Below are 19,692 nucleotides of genomic sequence, written 5' to 3' on the forward strand. Positions count from 1 at the left end.
ATCGGACGAGCAAGCATTACCGAGGTCTAATCACTTTTGAGTTTTTGAAGGACAGAGCCGGCAGGAGAGGCAGAAGAGGTTCCGCAGGTGGGTGAAAATCAACCCGGAGTGATTTCTTTTCCGCGGGCCAAGCCGAAGGCGCAGGCCTTGCGCGAGCGAAGCGAGCGCGTAGGTTCCGCGACTTGTGAGATAAGCTATACTAACTTGCAGTTTTTGGTTTTCAAAATTCCGGATAAGCTATACTGAACTATCATCACTTTTTGTTGCTTCTACTATTTATAAGAACTTTTTTCTTAAAAAAATAAAAACATAGACGCGCGTGCGCGCGCGAATACATCAAAACGCTCGGAAAGTCAATATTTACTGATTTGGCTTTAGTGGGAAGCAAAAAACAAGACCAGCTTTCGCTGGCCCTGATTTCTATCTTGAATGTCTCACATCGACACATCACCAGACGCAATAGAATCGATTTACAGCGAATCCAGAGTCTTTCTGCTAGTGTCAGACGCCCCAGAGCGTCTAAAACGCTCTAAATCGATTCTGCGCAGCTTCCCGCGAGCTTCGCCCCTCCCTCTCCGGTGACTGTTGTCATCTGATAGCCAAGCTTGGTTATCCGATAAACAACCCGGCTTCTTCCGCGCCGACACTCTCTGCCAGCCTTTTCGATAACCCCCTTCTCGATCATGAACCGGAGGGTGTGCTGGATCGCTTGCTTAGTCACCTCATAGCCGGCTCGCTCGATGAGCTGGTCAAGATCGACAAGCGATCCATCAGGGTTTCGTTTTTTGATTACCTCGATCAGGAGGAACATTCGCATGGTGAGGATCATGAGAGCTCCAGTGGTTGATTTACAGGTTGTCGGTCAAACGCCAGGAGAGGGAGCGAGGCGGGCACAGGCCTACCCCAATCAGGGTTCTCATAGAGGGCGTAAACGGTGTACCCGAAGATGAGCTGCTGCAGCTCCCGCACAAGGTCGTGATCGCTCATCGTCATCAGGTCGTCAGCTGTCTTGCCGAGGTTCTGGCCGGTCTTTTCGCGAGAGCTGTGTCGGTAGTAGAAGTCGATCATCTGCTTCCGCAGCGCTTGGTAGACTGGCTTCGGCTGTGAAATGAGCTCCTGGTAAACCGCTTCGCGATCGGCCGGATGGCATTCGAATGTTTCAGCCATAAACTTCAGGCCAACCTCGTAGGCCGCAGCCCTACGCAAAGGCGCTCTGACAAACCCGGCCTTTGTATCGAACGGGTTGTATTTGGCCATCGAGCTCACGATCTCGATGTAGCGCTTACCCTCCATCCGGCAAACAAGGTTCATCATCCGGTAGGAAACGCCGGTCCCGCGGTACATTGTCGATGTCACGATGCGCCCGATCCGACGCATATTTGCATTCAGCCAGGCAGGACGATGTTTATTGATCAAAGTTGTATCGGCGCCAGGCTTGAGCTTCGGCAGCATGTCGTGGCGCGGGCCAAGCAACAGGGCGACGGAAGAGGTGACCACAACGGCGACAATGTCGTTGGTCGTGGTCAGACGGCATCGCCAGAATCGAGGCGCGGGAGGCAAGTTCTCGGCCTTGTAGTGCAGGTGATGGAGCTTGTCCCAATCCTCCTTCGAGCCAACCTCGACAACCATGTGCTCAAGCAGGCTGAAAAGCCTGCTCTCACACTCAGGGTGGCGGGTGATAATGGTCTCACTCATCGCTTGCCGCCCTCTTGATAGGAGCCGGCAGAAATAGCTGCAGCCCGGGCGCGGAAAATCTCGACCCCTTTGTCGGCCAGTTTCTCTGCGGTTCGGCCACCGATGTAGCCGCCTAAACCGATTTGGACGATGTCCAGGATCTTGAGCACGACCTCCTGATCCATGTCCTGATGGGTCCATCCCATCCAGTAGATGCAGACCATTGTTGAAAGGGCCATCATGATGATCGGGCGCCAGTTTCGCTGCAGCCATGACTCGCCTTGGGCTTCCGCCACAATCACAGACTTCTGAGCATCAACCTCACGGCCAAGCAGCTCTACGACCGATGTGGTTAGCTGAGCAGTCAGAGCAGTCTCCAGCTCCTTCGCCTTGTCTTTGTCCTCGATGAACTTGCCGACAGTCCCAGAGACCACGTTGCTCACCGTCTCAAGAACACTGGATACCAATGGGATCATCACAAACCTCCTTTACTGATACGGTGAGCGCTCGCAACAACGCTCTGTCCATCGCCTCGTTCTGCCTTGACCGGGTCTTTGTACTTGAAGGTCTTGGCCACCTTTCGGCACCCCTTCACGACCTCTTCCTGCAGATAGGCGATCGCCTCCTGACTGTCAGCGTCGGCAGGAATGCCTACTCGTCTCAGGATGTTGAATGAGCAATGCAGAGCCTCATGGAACAGAACGAACTCATCCTCGACGTCTGGCACCCAGATCAGGTTCGCAACGCCGTTGGCAGTCGTGAAACTCATGCAGTAGCCACCGCAGTCCTCCAGGTCGTCTCTTGTGATCTCCCAGTCCCTCTCTTTCAGCCTTGGGGCCAGAAAGTCCAGGACGCGCTGATACGGACCGGTGAAGAAATAGAATCCCGAGCGGAACATCTCGATTGGGTAATAGGGGAGTTTCACAGTCAGTACCTCGCCATGGTTTCTCGGTCAGCAACCCGGATTGAGATTTCGTCGGCGAACCGCTTGTCGATGGTCATGGTCGGCCGGAGATCCCACATGAGATCCTTGTGAGTGGTCGCAACGATGAGAGTGATACCGGCCTTCTCGCACATCGCACGAACCGAATAGGCCACCACCCGAGCGGTAGTCCGGTCGAGGATCGCCCCGAACTCATCTGCTGCGATGACATCAACGCCGGCATCGAGCAGCTTGGCGATGATCAGACGGTATCGCTGGCCATCAGAGAGCTCTGACGGGCGGCGAATGAACAGATAGGCGTCGTTGAGCCCTGCTTTTGACAGGATCTTGCAGGCCTCCTCGGTAGACTTGCCGATCTGGTCGATCAGAGGGACATCCTCCAACTCGACATCATTCAGGGTTGCCACCTTGAGCCCGTAGTCATCGCGATACTGGCGGGCGAGCTCGCGCAGCATGATCGACTTGCCGGAACCTGACTGACCGGTGATGTAGATGCAGTCGCCTTGTCTGGTCTGGAACTTGAGGTTGTCGTAGACCACGAACTCTTGCTCTGAAACGCCAAGGCCGAAGGCCTCAGCTACCTCAAGAACTCGCTTTGACCGCTTTACGCTCGTCTGGAAGCGGACATCAACGGTGTGGTTGTAGATCTTCTGGGTCACTGTCGAACTCCTGGGCGGCGAACCGCCTCGCGATACGGTGGCTTTCCAAACCGGCGAGGTTCTTCACAGCATCGGCATAGGCCAGCTGCTCCCCTTCCTCGCTCGTCAAAAAGTCACCGACCGGTGGGTTAATGTGTCCGACGATATGGATTCCATCTTTAAGATTCAGGATGCAGATAGTGGTTGGGCCCGCCTTGGCGAACTCAACATTCTCGATCAGGTCTTCGACCTCCTCGATGTGGGAGAGGGGGTCTATGACCTCGAAGCGCTCTGCAAACGCCTCTTGGGTTATCAGCTGGCCATCGATAAAGACATCGCCGACAGCTGGCTGCCGGCCTGTCTTGTTGTCCACTCTGGACACGTTCATCACCCGCATATCCCCGAGTTGGAAATAGTCGGGGGAGGCGCCCAGAGCGACAACATGTTGGAAATCAAGGCCTCTCTCTCGATGGAGGCATCTAGGCATTGAACAGGGTCTCCTCTGCATGACGGACGAGTCCATTAACGCCGGGCTCTCCGTGAGAGACCAGAGCCAGGAATCGGGTCAAGACCCGAGCTTGTGATGCAGAGACATCCTTCACTCCAAATACCTTGGCCAGCGGAACACGAGACTCTGTGAGATCCTCAACATGCTCGTCCTCGCCGGAAACATCCGGCATCTCTTCGGAAATGCCCGGGTATTCGACAAGCAGATCGGAGCTCATCTCGCCAAGGTCTTCCATCAGGAAATTGAGCTCGCGGTCGTCAAAACCCAGGTCACAGAGGTCGATCGACTCTTCAGCGAGCCAACGGAGCTCTTCCTGCAGGATGTTGGTATCGAAGTCGCCCTCGCTAACCTTGTTGTCGGCCAGACGAGCGGCGGCGGCCTCGGCCTTTGTCAGGTCGTAACGCACGAAAACAGGCAGTTTTTTCCAGCCCAGCTCGATCAAGGCAAGCGTTCGGCCGTGGCCGGTGATCAAAGTGCCGTCCGGCTCGACGTTAGGCGGGTTGATCAGGCCGTGCTTCTCGATAGAGCGGGCGATTTTGGCAATCTGCTCTTTCGGGTGCTTTTTGGCGTTCTTCTCATAGGGGATGAGCCTGGAGATGTCCCACTCCTCAAGCTCCTTGGTCTTCTTATCAGCCATTTAGATCCTCCATGCCAAAATCGGCCAGCAGATCCAGCTCAGCGTCGGTCAGCATCTCGGTGCGGGCCGGCTCTTTACCGCCAAAGCTCTCTTCGTAGTTGCGGCATAGCCAAAGCAACGCCTCTCCCGCTCGAATAGCGGAGTCCGAGTCAGTGATGCCTTGCTCCTTGATGATCCGCTCGATCGTGTCCTTCACGAACTCTGAGTCCTCCACAGGCACCTTGTACTTCATCGCCTGATGGGTCTGGATCTCACGAACCGGCGCGGCCAGCGGCTCTTCGTCCATGGCGTCCAGATCATCCAGGGCGCCCAACAGATCTGCCTCTTCGGGCGACTCCGATGCGCCAAGCAGTGCGCCAAGCTCGTCAACGCCCATGTTCATCCACTCGGCCAGTTCGTCTGCCGAACCAAGCCCGGTCAGCAGTTCGCTCAGCAGGCCGGCATCGTCGTGCCCGTAGCGGGAGTTGTCGATCATCAGCGCCCGCTTGGCGTCTTCGTCGCTGATCTGGCCAAGGTTGATAACCGGCACCTCGGTCATGCCAAGATCGATGGAAACCTCGACGCGGTGCTCGCCGCCAACAATTTCCAGAGTCCCGTCCTCCAGGGTCCGAACCAGAATCGGACGGACATGGCCATGTTTCTGCAGACTGTTGCGGAGCTTGGCCTCCTCCTCGGGGGACATCTTGTTCGGGTTCCATTTGTTCTTAACGAGATGCCGTGGGTCTTCGAAGGTAAACTTCAGTTTTTCCTTGCTCATTGTGATAATCTCAGTGCGTGTTTAATGAACATTTATCCGACCTTATCGGTCAGCAAACACTTACTGATAGGTTAAGCAAAGTATAAGAGCTAGGCAATCCGATGATCGTAAAAATGGTGTCCAATGCGGTTAACGCGAAACTGATCGACCCTCCGAAGGAGCTGAGGCTGCTCGTCTCGGACATCCTGAGTTACTCGGTGGAGGGGTTTGAGCACATGACGAAGCGCCCAGGGTGGGATGGCCGCTCTACGTTCTTCTCATTCAAGACAAACAGCTTCCCAGCGGGCTTTTGCTATGTCGTCAGACGGAAGCTGAGAGAGGCCGGCTACCTCGTTCAGCATGTGACTCGTCCTTTGCCTGAGCCGCTGGGGCCGGAGACTCCGGTCGTTGACGCATTTGGCTTTGATCCACGGTACGCATACCAGATGGAGACAGTCCGGAAACTGGAAAAGTTCGGGATGATGACCGCCCAGCTGGCGACCGGCGCCGGAAAGTCGCGTGTTGCGAGGCTCGCTTATGCTCGCATCAAGAGAAAGACCCTGTTCCTGACCACTCGATCAGCTCTGATGTACCAGTTCGCCGACGCCTGCCGCGAGTCATTTGGAGATCAAGAGGTCGGGATAGTTGGGGATTCGATCTGGCAAGCAGATCGCCCGCTCGTCTGCGGCATGGTGCAGACGCTCGCAAGCAGGCTGGCCAACTACACCGCTGACGAGCTCATAGAGAGGCACCTGGTCGCGCAGGCCGAGCGAGAGAAGAAGGAGATCCAGAATCTCACGGCCAGACTTGCTCGCAAGAAAGCGCCCAATGACGAGCGAACCAAGGCCATAGCACAGCTCAAGCGAGATCTGGCCAAGAAGCGCATGTCTGACGCTGATCTGGCCGTTCATATCGAGCGCAAGCTCGAAACGCAGGCCAAGAACAGGGCTGAGACTCTGGAGCTCTTGAAGAGCTTTGAGTTCGTGATTGCAGAGGAGGCTCACGAGGCCGGCGGCAACAGCTACTTCGATCTGATGCAGTCCTGCACGAACGCCAACTACCGGCTCGCCCTGACCGCCACCCCGTTTATGAGGGACGATGCTGAGTCAAACATGAGACTGATGGCGGTATCAGGCGGTGTCGGTATCCGAGTGAGCGAGAAGCAGCTTATCGATCTGGGGATCCTGGCCACTCCAATCTTCCAGATCAGCCGCACACAGAAGCCTCCGAAGCTATTCCGCAGCACTGCCTATCAAAGAGCCTATGACGTCGGGATCGTCAATCACGACTGGCGAAACAAGCGCATCGTCGCGGAGTGCATCCGGATGAGCAGATACGGCCTGACCTCGATGGTTCTTGTTCAGAGAAGAAACCACGGCGACCGGATCAATGAGCTGCTGGGTAAGGTCGGTATGAGAGCGGAGTTCATCAACGGCGACGACGATGCGGAGGGCCGCAAGAGAGCTCTGTCCAAGCTCGGAACTGGCGAGATTCAGGTCCTCATTGGGACGAACATTCTCGATGTTGGCGTCGATGTGCCATCTGTTGGGTGCATTGTGCTGGCCGGCGGAGGGAAGGCAGAGGTGGCAAACCGGCAGCGCATAGGGCGAGGACTCCGAGCCAAAAAGACCGGCCCCAACATCTGTTTCGTGCTCGATTTTATGGACGAGCATAACCAGCACCTTCAAGAACATGCCCTGCAGAGAAGGGCCATCATCACCGGCACCGAGGGCTTTAAAGAGAACCTGCTCCCGATGGATCAGGACTGGAATATCGCCGATTACGGCTTTCAACGAGTAGGAGGGTAAGTGAGTACAGAGATCAAACGAGTCACGCTTGAGGTCAGCCCGGCTCAGCACCGGAAGTTGCGCGACGCCTGCCGTAAGTTCGACACCACACAGGCGGAGCTTTTGGGATACCTCATAGACATCACCCTCTCCAATACCGATGTGGTCAAGACAGCCGTTGAGTCGATGGTCCGCAAGCGGAAAATTGAGGAGGAGCGTCAGCGTCAGAACGAAGACAAGGCGAAGCAGCTGGTTTCTTCTCTCCCGCCGGAGGTGCTGGCAAAACTGCTGTCTGGTGAGGCGGATCTGTCGAAGCTATGAGTTGGTTCGCTGTTGTAGGGGAATCTGTGCCTCCCGGGCTGGAGCCGGTTCTGGTGAAGGTTCTGGGTGCTCTTAGCGCCAAAGGGATGTCGATGCGAACCCATAAAGGTGACATTGGTAACTTGGCCATGGAGCACTTCCAGGGCGGCAAATTCTCGTTCTGGCCCGGCTTTGAACAGACTGGAGCCATCGTGCATGTCGATCCGCGCAATACGGACCTCACCAAAACGCTAATCAGGAGCGTCCCAGGGTTTGCCAAAGCCTCTGGCCATGAGAAGAGCCTGGCCCAGTCTGTGGCCGCATCGGTGATCGGCCTGGATGGATCAGGTTCGTTCAAAGCATCCTTCGGGATAACAATGGAAGCAACGGAGCTTGATAAAAAGTTTCCTTGCTTCATTGCTTTAAAGCTTGGTTTGAAATTGTATAACATCGCAGACAGAAAACAACTTTCAGAGTTGGTTTCATTGATTCGTAGGTAGCTGCCTTCATTAAAACCAATGGAGGTTCAAATGAACGAAGTTAAGAACGTTGTTTTGCAGGTAGCATCCAAGGAAGTTGGAAAGCAAGAAATCCCCAAAGGTTCAAACTGGGGTCCTCACGTTCAGGGGTATCTAGCAGCCGTAGGCATCGGGTTCCCAGCGGCCTGGTGCGCGGCGTTTGTCTACTGGGTATTCAAGCAGGCCGGACTGATCGGGAAGATCCCAAAGACCGGCGGCGTGTTGAAGATGTGGCGAGATGCGCCGGTATCGTGCCGAGTTGCCGACCCTCAACCCGGGGACGTCTTCATCATGGATTACGGGAAGGGCCTGGGGCACACCGGCATCATTGAGAAGGTTGAGGGCGACAAGCTCTACACCATCGAAGGCAACACGAACAGCGAGGGATCAAGGGAAGGCTACGAGGTGGCCAGAAGGGTGCGAAGCAAGGCGAAGTGCTTGGGGTTCTTGAGATTTTGGTAATTTGAGGTAAGAGAGGAGGGCGATATAGATCGCCCTCTTTTCTTGTTGTAGATTCTGCTCCATCTCATAAGTGGAGTCCCAAACGAAAATGAAAGTCCGAGTATTGTTCTTGGCCGTGGCGGTAGCGCTCGGCGTGACAGGATGTGCAGCTAACAACCAACAGGGCGGTCAAGAGCAGGCTCAGGTTGTGTCCAGGCCGGAGATCCACATCAATGCCCCGTCCGACCGAGTCAAGTCAGAGCTGGTAGGGCGACTGACCAAAGCAGGCTTCAATCTCGAGGATGAGGGGCAGTTCAAACTCTCCTTTTCCAAGCCGATCACCGATCTGGAACGAATCATGAGCCTAACGCTTCAAGGCGTTAATTCCTCAGCTTCCAAGCGGGACATTATCGACTTCACAGTCACAGAAAATTCAGGAAAAACAACAGTAATTGCAACTCACTTTGTTGGACTTGAAAACGCATTTGGAAAGCAGATAAAGATTGAAGAAAAACGGCAAAATGACGCACATAAAGCGATACAAAACAGCCTAGAAAAAATGAAAAAAGACATGGAAAAGTGATAAAGAAAAGGCCGCAAAATGCGGCCTTTTTTGTTCCGTAAAATCACGGTAGTAATGGCAAGAAAATCAGCAGTGGCAGCCGTCGTAAAATGCCAGCATTCTGGACACTGCGGGGGAAGAAAGCTCAATGTGCGCTCTCTCTACCAAGGTGATATGTGTGAGGCTGACTCGCAATATTGCAAACCTCCCCCGCAGTCATTGCAGACAGTAAGCACTTACTGACGGATATCATATCACACCACCCCCTCCCTTCATCAACACCCTGAAACTAATTCATGTAACAATTTTATATTGTTACATGAATTGAGGTAACTATCTGTTTTTCAAGGCTAAAAACAGAGCCTCCTCGCTCGTCATGATACAAAAACATGTAACTTTCAACGAAGTTACACCTCGCGAAATTTTTGAGCCGAGCTTGGTGTTCGTGCTCGAAATTTAAAAACTGTTCCGGCCGAGCTTCGGCCATGGAGGTGATTTGATGAACGGGTCAGAAAAAGAACAATTGACCATGACAGCGATGGCGCTGACAGCTATCAAGGTGGAGGCGGGGAGGAAGACACCCGGGTACGGGCAAAAGCTGATCCAGCTGACGAAGGACGCACAAGCGCTGTACCGAACCCTTAAGGATCCGAATGCTCGACTGCCGGATTACGTGAGCATTTGCGACTCGACAGACCCGAAGCTGATGGCGCTGCCGCATCCGGTTCGGACGATGCAGCTGGGCAGGGTGGAGGTGAATGCAGCTCTACTCTTGGGCCCAGACTTGGTTGCCGACATCTTTGGCATGGCTCAGGTGGGGTGCAACATGAACGAGGTTCTCTACTTCATAGAGACCCACGACAGCCCAGACGTCCAGCGCTTTCTGGATGCTCAAAGCGTAGATCGCTCGACCGTGAATGACGGGGCACTCAGCGCGATCATTCACCCCATATTTCACTCCTTCAGCGGTGGCGGCATGTTTGAGATCTCCAACAACGTCGTGGAGTCACTGCTTAGCACGGACGTGAGCGGGGACGTTCCGTGCCAGTTCATGCGCTCGCCAATGCCCTCATGCTATATCGAGTTTGGAGACCGGAACGTCGATATGCCGCTCAGTGTTCGCAATAACGAGACGGGTGATCACCAGTTGCAGGGTGTCTACATCGTGGAGAGGGAAGTAACTCAGATGTCGGGTTACAGAGAGGCGGCCAGAGTGCTTGGCATGGAGATGAATCAGCCGGCCAGGATCATGGATCTGATGTTCGTTGGCAGGGCGAAAACCTCTCTGCTGGACGACGGGGTCTTCCACATGTCGATCTACATGCAGGATGACGCGATGTCGGTGCAGGAGCTAATTGAGCGCCATGCCAGGTTCTACTCGAACAAGGAGCTCCTGGAGTACAACGCCATTGTGGCCCCGGGGTTCAGGAGCGCCCCAAGCGCGGACGATCTCGAGAGATACGCCGGTTATCTACGGTGGTTGTCCAAAGTGCTGCTCTACCTCAACATCGCGGACTTCAGGCGTGAAGTGAAGAACGATCGAACCGATATGGCGTCGAAGCTCGCGTCTCTGGGCCCAAAGAAGGCCGCAAAGCAGGCCAGGAAGATGCTTGAGGTATACGACCGCATCGTAATTGACGCAATCCGTCCGACTTCGTTCTCAAGCCCATCACAAGAAGGGTATCATCGCACTACTCGTCCTCATTTCAGGCGAGGCCATATCCGAATGCAGCGATACGGGGAGGGGCGAGCACAGGTCAAGCCGGTGTTCATCCACCCGATCTTCGTGAATGCGGACGCTGTTGGGGTCGATTCCCCGCAGATCAAACCCTACACCGTCAAATAGCGGGGCTCAGGCCCTTTGGAGAAGCCATGTCGAAAACTGTTTATGCCGTTGATAATTGCCCGAACGTCGTCTTCTACAACCCCGATTGGGATCAGATTGTCCACGCCACCTCTTTTGATGAGGCCAAAGAGGTGCTGGCAGAGGAGATGTATAAAGATGCTCCTGACAGCGAACTCTCGGATGAGGACCGCATTTACGAGGCGAGCGGCATGATCCGGACGCTGACTCAAAAAGAGGTTCTCGAGGCAGCAGAGAAAGGGGAGGCTTGGCCGATCAAGCATAAACTCGTGACCAAGGTTCAAGTTGATGACTAAGCAGAGATCAGTTTGTCCCACTTGCGGCAAGACCGGCCAGGAAATGGACTTCTTTGATGAAGGCAAAACCTGTCGCAAACCGGAGGTCTTGTCTTCATGTGCAGGTGACTGGATCTGCCTGGAGAAGGCAAAACGTGGGAAAACTCCTCAAACTGCTCAGTTAGCGAACGAATCCTCGGTGTGAGACACTAGAGGCTCCCATTATGTCGTGCCGACGGGAGCCTCTTTGCTTCTGTTGGCGCATCTTAAAGCTGAACGGAAGAGCCTCAATGAGTAAGAAAGCAGCCACCATTGGCGACATCGGCACAGACCACGACGGTTTCCCGCCAACCCCTATCATCACCGGTTCGCCGGACATCATCATCGACAACAAGCCAGCTGCCCGCGTAGGCGACTCTCTGGCGCCACACTCCAAGCCCGGCAGTTCGCCGCACCCGAGAACCATCTCAACCGGTTCAAGCACTGTTTTCTTCAATGGAAAGCCTGCAGCGTTGACCGGCAGTGGCATAGACTGCGGCGGGGTCATCATCGGCGGAGGCTCTGTGATCATCGGCGACCAAGCGCCTGCGGCTGCCTCCCGTGCGGCACCGGCATCACTCACACCCGAGCAGGCCCAGACCATTGCTGAGGGCACCAGGGGCGCATTCTGGCCACCGTACAACCCGATCACTGGCGAAGATCTAACAGATAAGCTGCGCGCTGCTTTGGAGGCGAACCACAAGAAGGCGATCATTTTGACGCTGGAGGATGCCGCGGCAACCTTAAAAGACATTGCCGAGGAGCTGGCCGCCGGGCTCAAGGATAAGGCGGAAAACTTTTCTTGGGAAAAGGATGGCACCAACACGCTTGAAGCCGCCAATACGGCGAATGATTGGGGAGGTTATGGAGCTGCTGTTTATAAGGCCTACGACTTGGCAAAACAGTTTGGCGATTATGGCGTCAAGGCGGAAGTATTTACCTCTAAGGGTAAAGAGTATATTGCCATTACCACCAAAAATAACAGTGACAAGGTATTGCGACATGTGTTGGTTAACGGTGTCCGGGTTAAATTGAACGGCCATAAATACCGCACCAACAATTACAAGGTCATGCAGCTTGGTCTCACGCCACAGAGTCGGATGAGCGGGTACAAAGGAGCTGGAGTTGTTACGTTCATTATCTCCGCGACTATCAACACGAACGAACTGGTATTCAATGATGATTACCACTTGGTTGACTGGTTCGGGAACGTGGGCGCTGACATGTTTCAAGCTATGGCATCAATGGCCGCTGGCGAGGTCGTGCTTCTGGCATTGGCCGCAACATTCGGCGCGACAGGCATCATAGCTGGCGCAGTGGCCATTATTATTGCGAGTTTGCTTGTTGACTATGTTTTTGATGAATGGAAGGTCTCTGACAAGGTTGTTTCTGGGCTGAAAAATGCAATCAACTAACATACATAGAGGTAAAGCCTTCCTACTGGGAGGGCTTTTGAACGCATTCTCATTTGGAGCATTAATCCTATTTTCTAAAGAGGCATATCAGTCCTATTTAGACGTTAGCAACATGACGGATCTAGTTGAGGTAAATGTTGTTGCGTTATGGGCGCCAATTGGTGTTTTGGGTTTCTGCGCGTTCACATTGGCAGGCTTTTTCGTCTCTGTTTCTACGGGTGTCAAAGCTCACTTTGTTTGGGGTCGCAGAGGGGCTAAGTTTAGTGAATATTTGATCGGCGGGTTCGCGGCTATGGGAATTGTCGCGGCAGTCTTTTCGTACCAGTGGCTTACTGGTCGATTGGATCATTCAGGGTATTCATATTGCAAACCTCTGTCGCGAATTAGCGCCTTGGGGAGGCATGAGGTGTATACGATTAAGCCTGATTTGTGCGTCAAGAAGCACACAAAATGAAGCTTAAGCAATACATGGCATTTGTGGCTCTGAATTTGATCGCCATTGGCGCATGGCTATTCATCTCCTCAGCCGCACTCAATCCGTACTTCGCTCTGCAAGCAGGCGAGGGGGTGGTGAAGATTGGACTTCACACGCTATGGGCACCATTAGGCCTTGTTGGCGTTTTACTGGTGCTGCTCGTCACCTCACCTGTCTGTCTGCTGAAAGGCCTGCTGATGAGCGATGTACTGACCGGCCGAAGATTGAAAGCAGCCAACATACTGATGCTCAGCTTCCTGGCTGTCGGGGCGGTGTCAGGCTTTATTGGGTACCAAAAACTCAAAAGCCAGCTCGCTGATCAGGGGTACACGTACTGCAGGGTGCTATCGAAGACGACGCCGAGTGGCAAATATGTGACCTATGTCCGAGAGCCAGAGCTATGCGTAAAGGCGCCAAAACTGTGAGAATTGCTTTGTCTGTGACCGTTTCGGGGGAATGATGAAAATACTGGGTTACATCGCAATTGGGATCATCGCGCTGCTTATCATCGGCAACGCAATGAGGCCAAGCAAGGAAGAGCTTATAGCGCGAGGGGACTGGCTATTCACCACCTGTATCAACGAAGCCAAAGCGCATGACCGGCTCGACCAGACTCAACGAGAGATCTGTGGCACAGCTGCAGCCCGGATCAGGAAAGGCGAGGCGACTCTTAGCAAAGATGCAATCGACAGCTTCGAAAAGGGCCTGGATTGGGACAGGAAACCGCTGAAGGAATGAGTGAGGGGGCCATGGCCCCTTTTTTATTGCCTCACCGATGAGGCGGAAACTTCTCGACCTTGGCTCTCCATATGTCGTATTTTCATCTCAACAAAGCGAAGCTGATACTCGCTATGGGGATGCGAAAATCAGCGCTCTGAATCGACTACAGAGCTCGCCGAAAGCTTTGACTGCTGTGAAGATATGTCTCAGCTCAGGGAATCGCTCTAATCGCTTTCTGTGAAAATACTAAACTTGCTTCCAAGGAAGCTTTCTTTATTGCTGGAGTCATTATGTCGGTAGGCCGCAAGCCGGGCACCCCTGGTAAACAGGGCAGGGCGCCGGTGCCCACTCGCAAGCAGTTCAATGTCGCGCTGCAGCGGTGCGAGGGTTATCCGCACACGCTGAGGAACAAAGCGCTTCTCTCCATCCTGTTCGGTCTTGGCCTGCGCCCGAAAGAGGCATCAAGCCTCACCCTGGGGGACGTCTACGACTTCAAGGCTGACTGTCTGCTGCCGGAGATTACCCTGCTGAAGGCCTACACGAAGCGGGGGAAGGTTCGGATGCTGCCGCTCAACAACGACCTCGTCACCGAGCACATGATGAACTACATCCATTTCAGGAAGCAGACCCCCCGCCACTTCCGGCCGGAGGCGCCGCTGATCTTGTCCCAAAGGGGAGGGCCGTTCAGCTCAAATAGCCTCGGCAATCTGGCCAACGAGCTGCTGCAGGTGAGAGCGAACATCAGCAAGGCCTGTACCTACTCGGGAAGGCGCTTCTTTGCGACCACCTTGGTGCGTAACAGGGTCGATCTGCGGACGATACAACGCTTGATGGGGCATTCCTCCCTGGCCACCACACAGATTTACATCGAGAGCGATCCGGTCATGATGGCCGATGCGACAAAGGGCATCCTTTAATGCTGCCAACTGTTGATTTTCAGTAATTACTTACATATCATCGCCTCAGCTTAAAAAAAGCATCCTATCATTTTCCACCGATAGGGATTCCAGCGATGCCCGCCTCTGTCATCCCCACGGCGGGCTTTTTTTTGCCTGACAACCGCCTAAGCACAATAAATTTACCGCCTACCAGCATTGACTATCAGCATTCACTGAAATACCCTAGCCTCAGTCGCTTCTGTGACTACCCGTAAAGCTGAGACCCGGTTATCCGGGTCATTTTTAGGGTCACAGAGGCACCCTGGTTCGTTTTACGGCAACGACGACTGGCACTATCTACGACATGGCGAGCGCTCATCCTGGGGCGCTCTTTTTTTGCCTTTTCAAGGAGGCTGTGAGGGAGGTGCTCTTGGATGGGGTGAGAGACTGTTTTAGTCTCAAATTTGGGGAAAATTGAAACAAAAGGCCGGCGAGAGCCGACCTTTATCTCAATATCAGGCTGCTTTGCGCTTTTCGAGCGCCTTGAGCTGCTCCTCTTTTGACTTGCGCATCAGGTTTAGCAGAGCGTTCTCGGCCGCCTTGCTCGGGGTGAACATGTTGGAGTTCTCGTCCCGCGGGTCGCACAGCAGGATGGTGTCACGCTCCGGATCGTAGGCGCACAGAAGTCTCATGCCGCGCTCGTGTTCCCACCACATCGGGCTGACCAGAGCCATCCGGTTGCCGCCCTCTGACGCAACCACCACCTGATCGTGATAGGGGACGATCTTCTCGGAACCAAGCGACCAGATCGGATTGTTGGCGCTGGCCATCTTCTTGCGCAGCTCCTCATTCCGGTGGTTCAGGAGCCTGTTGTTCTCGGTCAGCCTTGTGTTCTCCTTCTTGAGCTCTTCGTTTCGCTCTCTGACGCCGTCCAGTCGCTTCTTCATGCCTTTGGGGTCGAGCTCTCGCAACTGCTTCACCTCGACAAGAATGGAGCCGTGCTCGGTCTCCAGCTTGCGATGGCGGGATGCCAGCTCGTCGTACCCCCGGGCAACGCGATCAGAAATTTCAGTCAGCCGAACGATTTCCGCATTCGCGATTTTGACCGACTCGTTGTGCTTTTCCAGAAGCGCTTTTCGGTCGTTGTGAACGTGCATAAGAAGGCTCTCTTTCTCGGCCAACTCAGCTCTAAGCCTTGCCAGCTCTGCCTCTAACGCCTCGTTATCCGCAACAAGGCGGTTGAAATCAGCCGTGTCCTGGTTGTGGGCCTCGATGACCAGATCGAGTGCTTCACGAAGGGTATTCAGTGGGTGTTTTGGCTCGTTCATAGGGTTCCTGCTCAACTACTAAAACTCAAAGCCACAAGGGCCTTTGCATGTGCATCTATTCGTTGAGCAGATTCTATTTTCGCTGATGTGGCATATCAACGACATTCAGTTAGTATTTACTTTTAAATCTGGAGTAAGGGCGATTTTCAGCCCTATCGCTCCTCGAGAGTGAGAATGACGAAGATCGCCGCAAGGGCCAGCGCCATGTATGCGTATAGCAATATAGAATTGGCGTTATCGACATACTTTCCAACGAAAGGCCCCAATGAAGAAACGGCAATCGTCAGCATCAAGAGTAAAGTTTTCTTCTTCATACCAACCCCAAAAAACTGCCAGCTCAATCAATCATGCCACGGTCTTTGAAGAACTTGTGGCAATTTGCGGTCGGATGGTCGGCTTTTGAAAAGGTCATAAAGTCCTTGATGGCCATCTTGTCGCCGATGAAATTGACCTCAGACATATAGCCGCTGGACTGGATTGTAGAGAGCTTTCCATTGTTCATGGTTAGCTTTCCCGAACTTCCCTGGATGGTCTCTCCTAGGTAATCCCCACATACGGCGTACTGCCCTTCTGGCGTTAGGTATAAGTTGTAAACAGCATCCCCTATCGCACTCTCCTGAGATGACAGCCAAACTCCCGCCTTGCCTTCCGGAGCCGGCGCAGAAGATGCAGTAACAAAGTTCCCCTTTGGAGCAACAGCGCATGCTGTCACCAATCCGGTCGCTAGAGCCAAAACCGCCAGTTGTTTAATTTTCATATCATTGATTCCAGACACTTTTCACAGATACGTCACTATACACCGAAGGGCAAGAATGAGCAGCATCGCCTCGTCTTCACTTGGTATCTATTGGCGTCTGAATATTCTTCTTATAGATACCGACACAGCCGCGGCAATAAGTACCATTGGTGTGAACTGAATGAAGGAGACTTGCCTAATGAACAAGAGCAGACAAGAGGCCCTAGAGCTGTGCGAACGCATTCTGAGGGGTGAGCTCGAGTACAACGAGAAAAGGGGTATCTGGGGTTCCATCAACGAGACAATAAGGGTTCTGCTTAGACAGAGTCAAACAATGTCCCCCGTATACGAAGAGCTCTGCAAAAAGCTGCCTGCCGAGCGCACTGTGGCTAGTTTTCTGGATGCGCTGATTAGCTCATTCACCCTCTGGGATAAAGACGATATGCGCAAGGCCAGAGAGGATAGAGACAGACTTATCAAGATAAACGAAGACATCTCCGATCTTGCATCTCGCATGGCAGGTTTGCTGAGGGAGAGAGAGAAGATCTGCAACCGCGGCGCGTTCGGGTGTGAAAGGGAAACTTGCTTGGCTTCACTGCTTGACCGTGCAGGAGAAAAGCACTCTCTTTACTCCATGTACGTGCAGGACGAGTTTGTAAGGCTCAAACAGAGGAATGAGTCGAAATACTGGCCAAGCATTGAGGACCTTCTTGAGGAGCTTGCGATCGACGCGGAACAGTCAGATGTGTACGCTCACGACGCAGAAACAGAGGCAGGCACCTCATCTAGGAAACCATCGCAGTACGATGCCCTACGCGCCTTCCAGGCAAAGCTTGACGACTATGCTCTCGGCGGCTCACTTCCCAGGAGACTCAAGCTATCTGATAGTGCCATGGCGACCATACTGAACTGCATCACTGAGCTCGATGTGGGCTCTCTGGTGACGGCCGAATACATCAAGAGCTTTCGGCAGAAGGAGCGAAAAAAGGCTTCTGTCGAAGCCTGAAGGCGGAGGTTATCGTGTTAGATTTACAATTCCTTCCCTAGTCGTGTTCAATACCCTTCTGTGCAATCGGCACTGGCCTGAACAGGAGAGGGCATCATGAGTGAGCACGACAACCATAACCAGAGTTCTCAAGAGGCGGAGGAGTTCGATCGGTTCATGTTCGAGACCAACAACCCTCGCCTCTTCGATGAGGGCAGTGGCGCGGGCGGCGTTGGCGGCGGCTTTGATGACGATGATGACGACTACGACGACGAGGATGACGAGTTCGAGCTGAACCGTCTGGCGGAAGAGGAGGAGCTGGACAGCTTCGTCTTTGACGAATACGGCGAAGGCGACTTCGACGAGTCTGGGCGGGCACCGGACGTTAATCCCTACGGCGACCCAGACTACTAACCCAGTCACCCTCAGACCCCTCGACCCGTTCACCCTTCTGGCGTCTTAATATAAGGGTCGTTATCAGGTGCGCGGCGCGGGCTAGTATAAGGGTGCCGGACGGTAGGGCTGATTTTGTAGGGTGGGGATTGGGGCAACTCGATTTTTTCTAGGACTTTCGATCTTGGTGTCGGTCGTCTTTGAGTCATAAGCAGGGGGCGATGATCGCCCCCTTTGTGATCGTGATTTACGCGGCGGCTTGTTGTGTGATTGCTGCGATGATCGCCCCCTGTATTGCATCAAACAGGGCACCTTGTTTTTGCATGGTGTGCGCTTGCTCTACTACTGGGCGCATGGCGCTTTCGTTATAGGTGGCGAGGTTCAACTGGCGGCCTGTCAGGTGGCAGCGGATAGACAGGGCAAAAGCGCCATCATTTTTCATCAATGAAATGGTGATTGATTCAAACATGGTAAAGGCTCCCAAAGCGTTTATATGGGGGCGCACTGGGCGCCCCTTGTGAGTAGTTAGGCGATGGCTTTCAAGGCCATGACGACGGGGTGATCTGCTTTAATCAGACATTCCCGCGCTTCTTTACTCCCGCGCTCGGTGGCCATTCCCAGCTTAACCAGCAGGCCGATGATATAGCTTGCTTGTGTCGGGCCGTTGCACTCGGCAGCCCAGTAACCGGCGGTGAAACGCTCTTTCACTTTCATGGTGTCGATCAGGTGGGCGATGGTGTTATGCCCTGTCCGCTTGGTGGCGGCTGTCGGATCCAGTGTTTTCAGTGCGTCATTTGCTTTTGTGAGATCGATCGAGTCGGGACGCTTGTTCTGTGCGATGCAAGCCACCAAGGTTGCAATCTGCAATTTGTGCTCACGGCTAAACCCGCCAGCTTTGGGATCCCGTGCCAGTCGGGACGCATCAACGCCCAGTTGCTTAAGGATTTTCATTTCTTTGTCAGTCATACCGGAGATCAAGCCGTTGCAACGGGCATGGGTTTCGGCGGCCATTCCTACGGCGCCCAGCTTGGCGCGGCGGCTTGCCTTTTCCAGATCCAGATCTGGATTGTTCACAAGGGCGTTTTTCAAGGATTCCTCTTTGATGGCGAGGAAATCCATTGCGGAGCCAGTCATATACTGACGGATCTCGGCGTTGGTGGTCGGTGCTTTTTGTTCGGTGGCGGCGGCTACAGTGGCGGCGGCGGTGGTGATTTCTTTGGTCATGATAGGATTCCTTATTAGCGATAATTTAGAGTTAGTTTTTAGTTTTCATCGTCACGCTGTATTGCGTTTCGATGAGTAGATAATAAGTGTTTACTGATCACATGACAATAGAAAACTTCTCTTTTTTATAGCTTAAAAACGAAAAACGTGAAAATTTGCGAGCTTAAGCACAAATTCATGATTTTTTCGCTTATGAGTGCGTTCCCGCGCTTTGCGCATCTTGTAGGCCCGTTCTTTTCGTGATAATCGCGTGTCGTGCGAGTCCGCACCGCTCCCCGTCGTCGCCCTCAGCGCCCCGACAGCTCCCCAACTGCTCCCACCCACCATCCGTACCATCGAGAAAGCCGCCTAGTCCTAAAGGCGCCGACCAGTAAGCCCATGGCGACACCGGTAAGCCCCATATGCGAGAGCCCCGCGGTTTGCCACGGCTGAACACGGAGAGATCAATTTGTCACACCATGGGGAGCCATGGGGCGGCATGGAGGCTGGCCAGCTGGGGCTGAAGAGCGAGCGAACAGAAAGAAGAGGGGAGAGTGACGGCCGGTAGTTTGGTACCGCGGGGAACCGAGGGCCGGACAACGGGCAAAAAAAACGGGCTCAACACACGAGCCCGCTA

Annotated in this window: 26 protein-coding genes; 13 read left to right on the plus strand and 13 right to left on the minus strand. The window is 53.8% G+C overall.

The window, feature by feature from the left end; all coding sequences use genetic code 11:
• Positions 1-529 precede the first annotated feature (529 nt).
• From OKB77_RS18620 to OKB77_RS18655, 8 genes are all read right to left on the minus strand, one after another.
• Positions 530-829: a hypothetical protein gene (locus tag OKB77_RS18620; protein WP_231721095.1), complete on the minus strand. Its 300-nt coding sequence runs from the start codon at positions 827-829 to the stop codon at positions 530-532.
• Positions 826-1,695, minus strand: coding sequence for a hypothetical protein (locus OKB77_RS18625; RefSeq protein ID WP_270818118.1), 870 nt, complete (start codon positions 1,693-1,695; stop codon positions 826-828). Before OKB77_RS18625 ends, OKB77_RS18620 begins: the two co-directional genes overlap by 4 nt.
• A complete protein-coding gene (locus OKB77_RS18630; protein WP_107961257.1) occupies positions 1,692-2,150 on the minus strand; it encodes a 3TM-type holin in 459 nt (152 codons plus the stop codon). Before OKB77_RS18630 ends, OKB77_RS18625 begins: the two co-directional genes overlap by 4 nt.
• Positions 2,150-2,599: a hypothetical protein gene (locus OKB77_RS18635; protein WP_216949405.1), complete on the minus strand. Its 450-nt coding sequence runs from the start codon at positions 2,597-2,599 to the stop codon at positions 2,150-2,152. Before OKB77_RS18635 ends, OKB77_RS18630 begins: the two co-directional genes overlap by 1 nt.
• A gap of 2 nt (positions 2,600-2,601) precedes the next feature.
• Positions 2,602-3,276 (minus strand): ATP-binding cassette domain-containing protein, encoded by a 675-nt coding sequence (locus OKB77_RS18640; protein ID WP_204524150.1) that lies wholly within the window; start codon positions 3,274-3,276, stop codon positions 2,602-2,604.
• Positions 3,245-3,646 (minus strand): hypothetical protein, encoded by a 402-nt coding sequence (locus OKB77_RS18645; protein WP_231721097.1) that lies wholly within the window; start codon positions 3,644-3,646, stop codon positions 3,245-3,247. The genes OKB77_RS18640 and OKB77_RS18645 overlap by 32 nt, the downstream gene beginning before the upstream one ends.
• Positions 3,647-3,734: 88 nt before the next feature.
• Complete coding sequence (locus tag OKB77_RS18650; protein ID WP_231721098.1) at positions 3,735-4,400, minus strand: ParB/Srx family N-terminal domain-containing protein; 666 nt, start codon at positions 4,398-4,400, stop codon at positions 3,735-3,737.
• A complete protein-coding gene (locus OKB77_RS18655) occupies positions 4,393-5,157 on the minus strand; it encodes a ParB/RepB/Spo0J family partition protein (RefSeq protein WP_270818120.1) in 765 nt (254 codons plus the stop codon). The genes OKB77_RS18650 and OKB77_RS18655 overlap by 8 nt, the downstream gene beginning before the upstream one ends.
• Before the next feature lie 101 nt (positions 5,158-5,258).
• On the opposite strand from OKB77_RS18655, the gene OKB77_RS18660 reads away from it, so the two are divergent.
• The 11 genes from OKB77_RS18660 to OKB77_RS18710 all read left to right on the plus strand — a co-directional run bounded on the left by OKB77_RS18660 (position 5,259) and on the right by OKB77_RS18710 (position 14,449).
• The gene (locus tag OKB77_RS18660; RefSeq protein WP_216949407.1) at positions 5,259-6,944 is read left to right on the plus strand and encodes a DEAD/DEAH box helicase; all 1,686 of its coding nucleotides are present in this window, start codon (positions 5,259-5,261) and stop codon (positions 6,942-6,944) included.
• Positions 6,945-7,244: a hypothetical protein gene (locus OKB77_RS18665; protein WP_107961251.1), complete on the plus strand. Its 300-nt coding sequence runs from the start codon at positions 6,945-6,947 to the stop codon at positions 7,242-7,244.
• Positions 7,241-7,723, plus strand: a complete 483-nt coding sequence (locus OKB77_RS18670) for a hypothetical protein (RefSeq protein ID WP_270818121.1) — start codon at positions 7,241-7,243, stop codon at positions 7,721-7,723. Before OKB77_RS18665 ends, OKB77_RS18670 begins: the two co-directional genes overlap by 4 nt.
• A gap of 30 nt (positions 7,724-7,753) precedes the next feature.
• Positions 7,754-8,203 (plus strand): CHAP domain-containing protein, encoded by a 450-nt coding sequence (locus OKB77_RS18675; RefSeq protein WP_270818123.1) that lies wholly within the window; start codon positions 7,754-7,756, stop codon positions 8,201-8,203.
• A gap of 88 nt (positions 8,204-8,291) precedes the next feature.
• Positions 8,292-8,765, plus strand: a complete 474-nt coding sequence (locus OKB77_RS18680) for a hypothetical protein (RefSeq protein ID WP_270818124.1) — start codon at positions 8,292-8,294, stop codon at positions 8,763-8,765.
• Between the two features lie 478 nt (positions 8,766-9,243).
• Positions 9,244-10,590 (plus strand): hypothetical protein, encoded by a 1,347-nt coding sequence (locus OKB77_RS18685; protein WP_270818125.1) that lies wholly within the window; start codon positions 9,244-9,246, stop codon positions 10,588-10,590.
• A 26-nt stretch (positions 10,591-10,616) separates the two neighbouring features.
• The gene (locus OKB77_RS18690; protein WP_216949412.1) at positions 10,617-10,904 is read left to right on the plus strand and encodes a hypothetical protein; all 288 of its coding nucleotides are present in this window, start codon (positions 10,617-10,619) and stop codon (positions 10,902-10,904) included.
• A 269-nt stretch (positions 10,905-11,173) separates the two neighbouring features.
• The gene (locus OKB77_RS18695; RefSeq protein WP_270818126.1) at positions 11,174-12,337 is read left to right on the plus strand and encodes a type VI secretion system PAAR protein; all 1,164 of its coding nucleotides are present in this window, start codon (positions 11,174-11,176) and stop codon (positions 12,335-12,337) included.
• A gap of 450 nt (positions 12,338-12,787) precedes the next feature.
• A complete protein-coding gene (locus OKB77_RS18700) occupies positions 12,788-13,237 on the plus strand; it encodes a hypothetical protein (protein ID WP_270818127.1) in 450 nt (149 codons plus the stop codon).
• Positions 13,238-13,268: 31 nt separating this feature from the next.
• A complete protein-coding gene (locus OKB77_RS18705) occupies positions 13,269-13,550 on the plus strand; it encodes a hypothetical protein (protein ID WP_270818128.1) in 282 nt (93 codons plus the stop codon).
• Positions 13,551-13,822: 272 nt separating this feature from the next.
• Positions 13,823-14,449: a tyrosine-type recombinase/integrase gene (locus tag OKB77_RS18710; protein WP_270818129.1), complete on the plus strand. Its 627-nt coding sequence runs from the start codon at positions 13,823-13,825 to the stop codon at positions 14,447-14,449.
• A 476-nt stretch (positions 14,450-14,925) separates the two neighbouring features.
• Here OKB77_RS18710 and OKB77_RS18715 read toward each other — a convergent pair whose 3' ends face one another.
• The 3 genes from OKB77_RS18715 to OKB77_RS18725 all read right to left on the minus strand — a co-directional run bounded on the left by OKB77_RS18715 (position 14,926) and on the right by OKB77_RS18725 (position 16,495).
• Complete coding sequence (locus OKB77_RS18715) at positions 14,926-15,738, minus strand: hypothetical protein (RefSeq protein WP_270818130.1); 813 nt, start codon at positions 15,736-15,738, stop codon at positions 14,926-14,928.
• 152 nt (positions 15,739-15,890) lie between these two features.
• Positions 15,891-16,052, minus strand: a complete 162-nt coding sequence (locus OKB77_RS18720) for a hypothetical protein (RefSeq protein WP_270818131.1) — start codon at positions 16,050-16,052, stop codon at positions 15,891-15,893.
• 23 nt (positions 16,053-16,075) lie between these two features.
• Entirely contained in the window at positions 16,076-16,495 is a 420-nt protein-coding gene (locus tag OKB77_RS18725) for a hypothetical protein (protein WP_270818132.1), read from the minus strand.
• A 178-nt stretch (positions 16,496-16,673) separates the two neighbouring features.
• On the opposite strand from OKB77_RS18725, the gene OKB77_RS18730 reads away from it, so the two are divergent.
• Both OKB77_RS18730 and OKB77_RS18735 read left to right on the plus strand, forming a co-directional pair.
• Positions 16,674-17,480 carry a hypothetical protein gene (locus OKB77_RS18730; protein ID WP_270818133.1) on the plus strand — a complete coding sequence of 269 codons (807 nt, stop codon included), beginning with the start codon at positions 16,674-16,676 and terminating at the stop codon, positions 17,478-17,480.
• Positions 17,481-17,576: 96 nt separating this feature from the next.
• Positions 17,577-17,873 carry a hypothetical protein gene (locus OKB77_RS18735; protein WP_216949418.1) on the plus strand — a complete coding sequence of 99 codons (297 nt, stop codon included), beginning with the start codon at positions 17,577-17,579 and terminating at the stop codon, positions 17,871-17,873.
• Between the two features lie 226 nt (positions 17,874-18,099).
• On the opposite strand, the gene OKB77_RS18740 is transcribed toward OKB77_RS18735, so the two are convergent.
• A complete protein-coding gene (locus tag OKB77_RS18740) occupies positions 18,100-18,321 on the minus strand; it encodes a hypothetical protein (RefSeq protein ID WP_139495352.1) in 222 nt (73 codons plus the stop codon).
• Positions 18,322-18,377: 56 nt separating this feature from the next.
• Positions 18,378-19,076 (minus strand): hypothetical protein, encoded by a 699-nt coding sequence (locus tag OKB77_RS18745; protein ID WP_107961238.1) that lies wholly within the window; start codon positions 19,074-19,076, stop codon positions 18,378-18,380.
• Between the last annotated feature and the right edge of the window lie 616 nt (positions 19,077-19,692).

Origin of the sequence: Aeromonas sp. Y318-3 (genome assembly GCF_027706185.1) — a bacterium.
GTDB lineage: Bacteria > Pseudomonadota > Gammaproteobacteria > Enterobacterales > Aeromonadaceae > Aeromonas > Aeromonas veronii.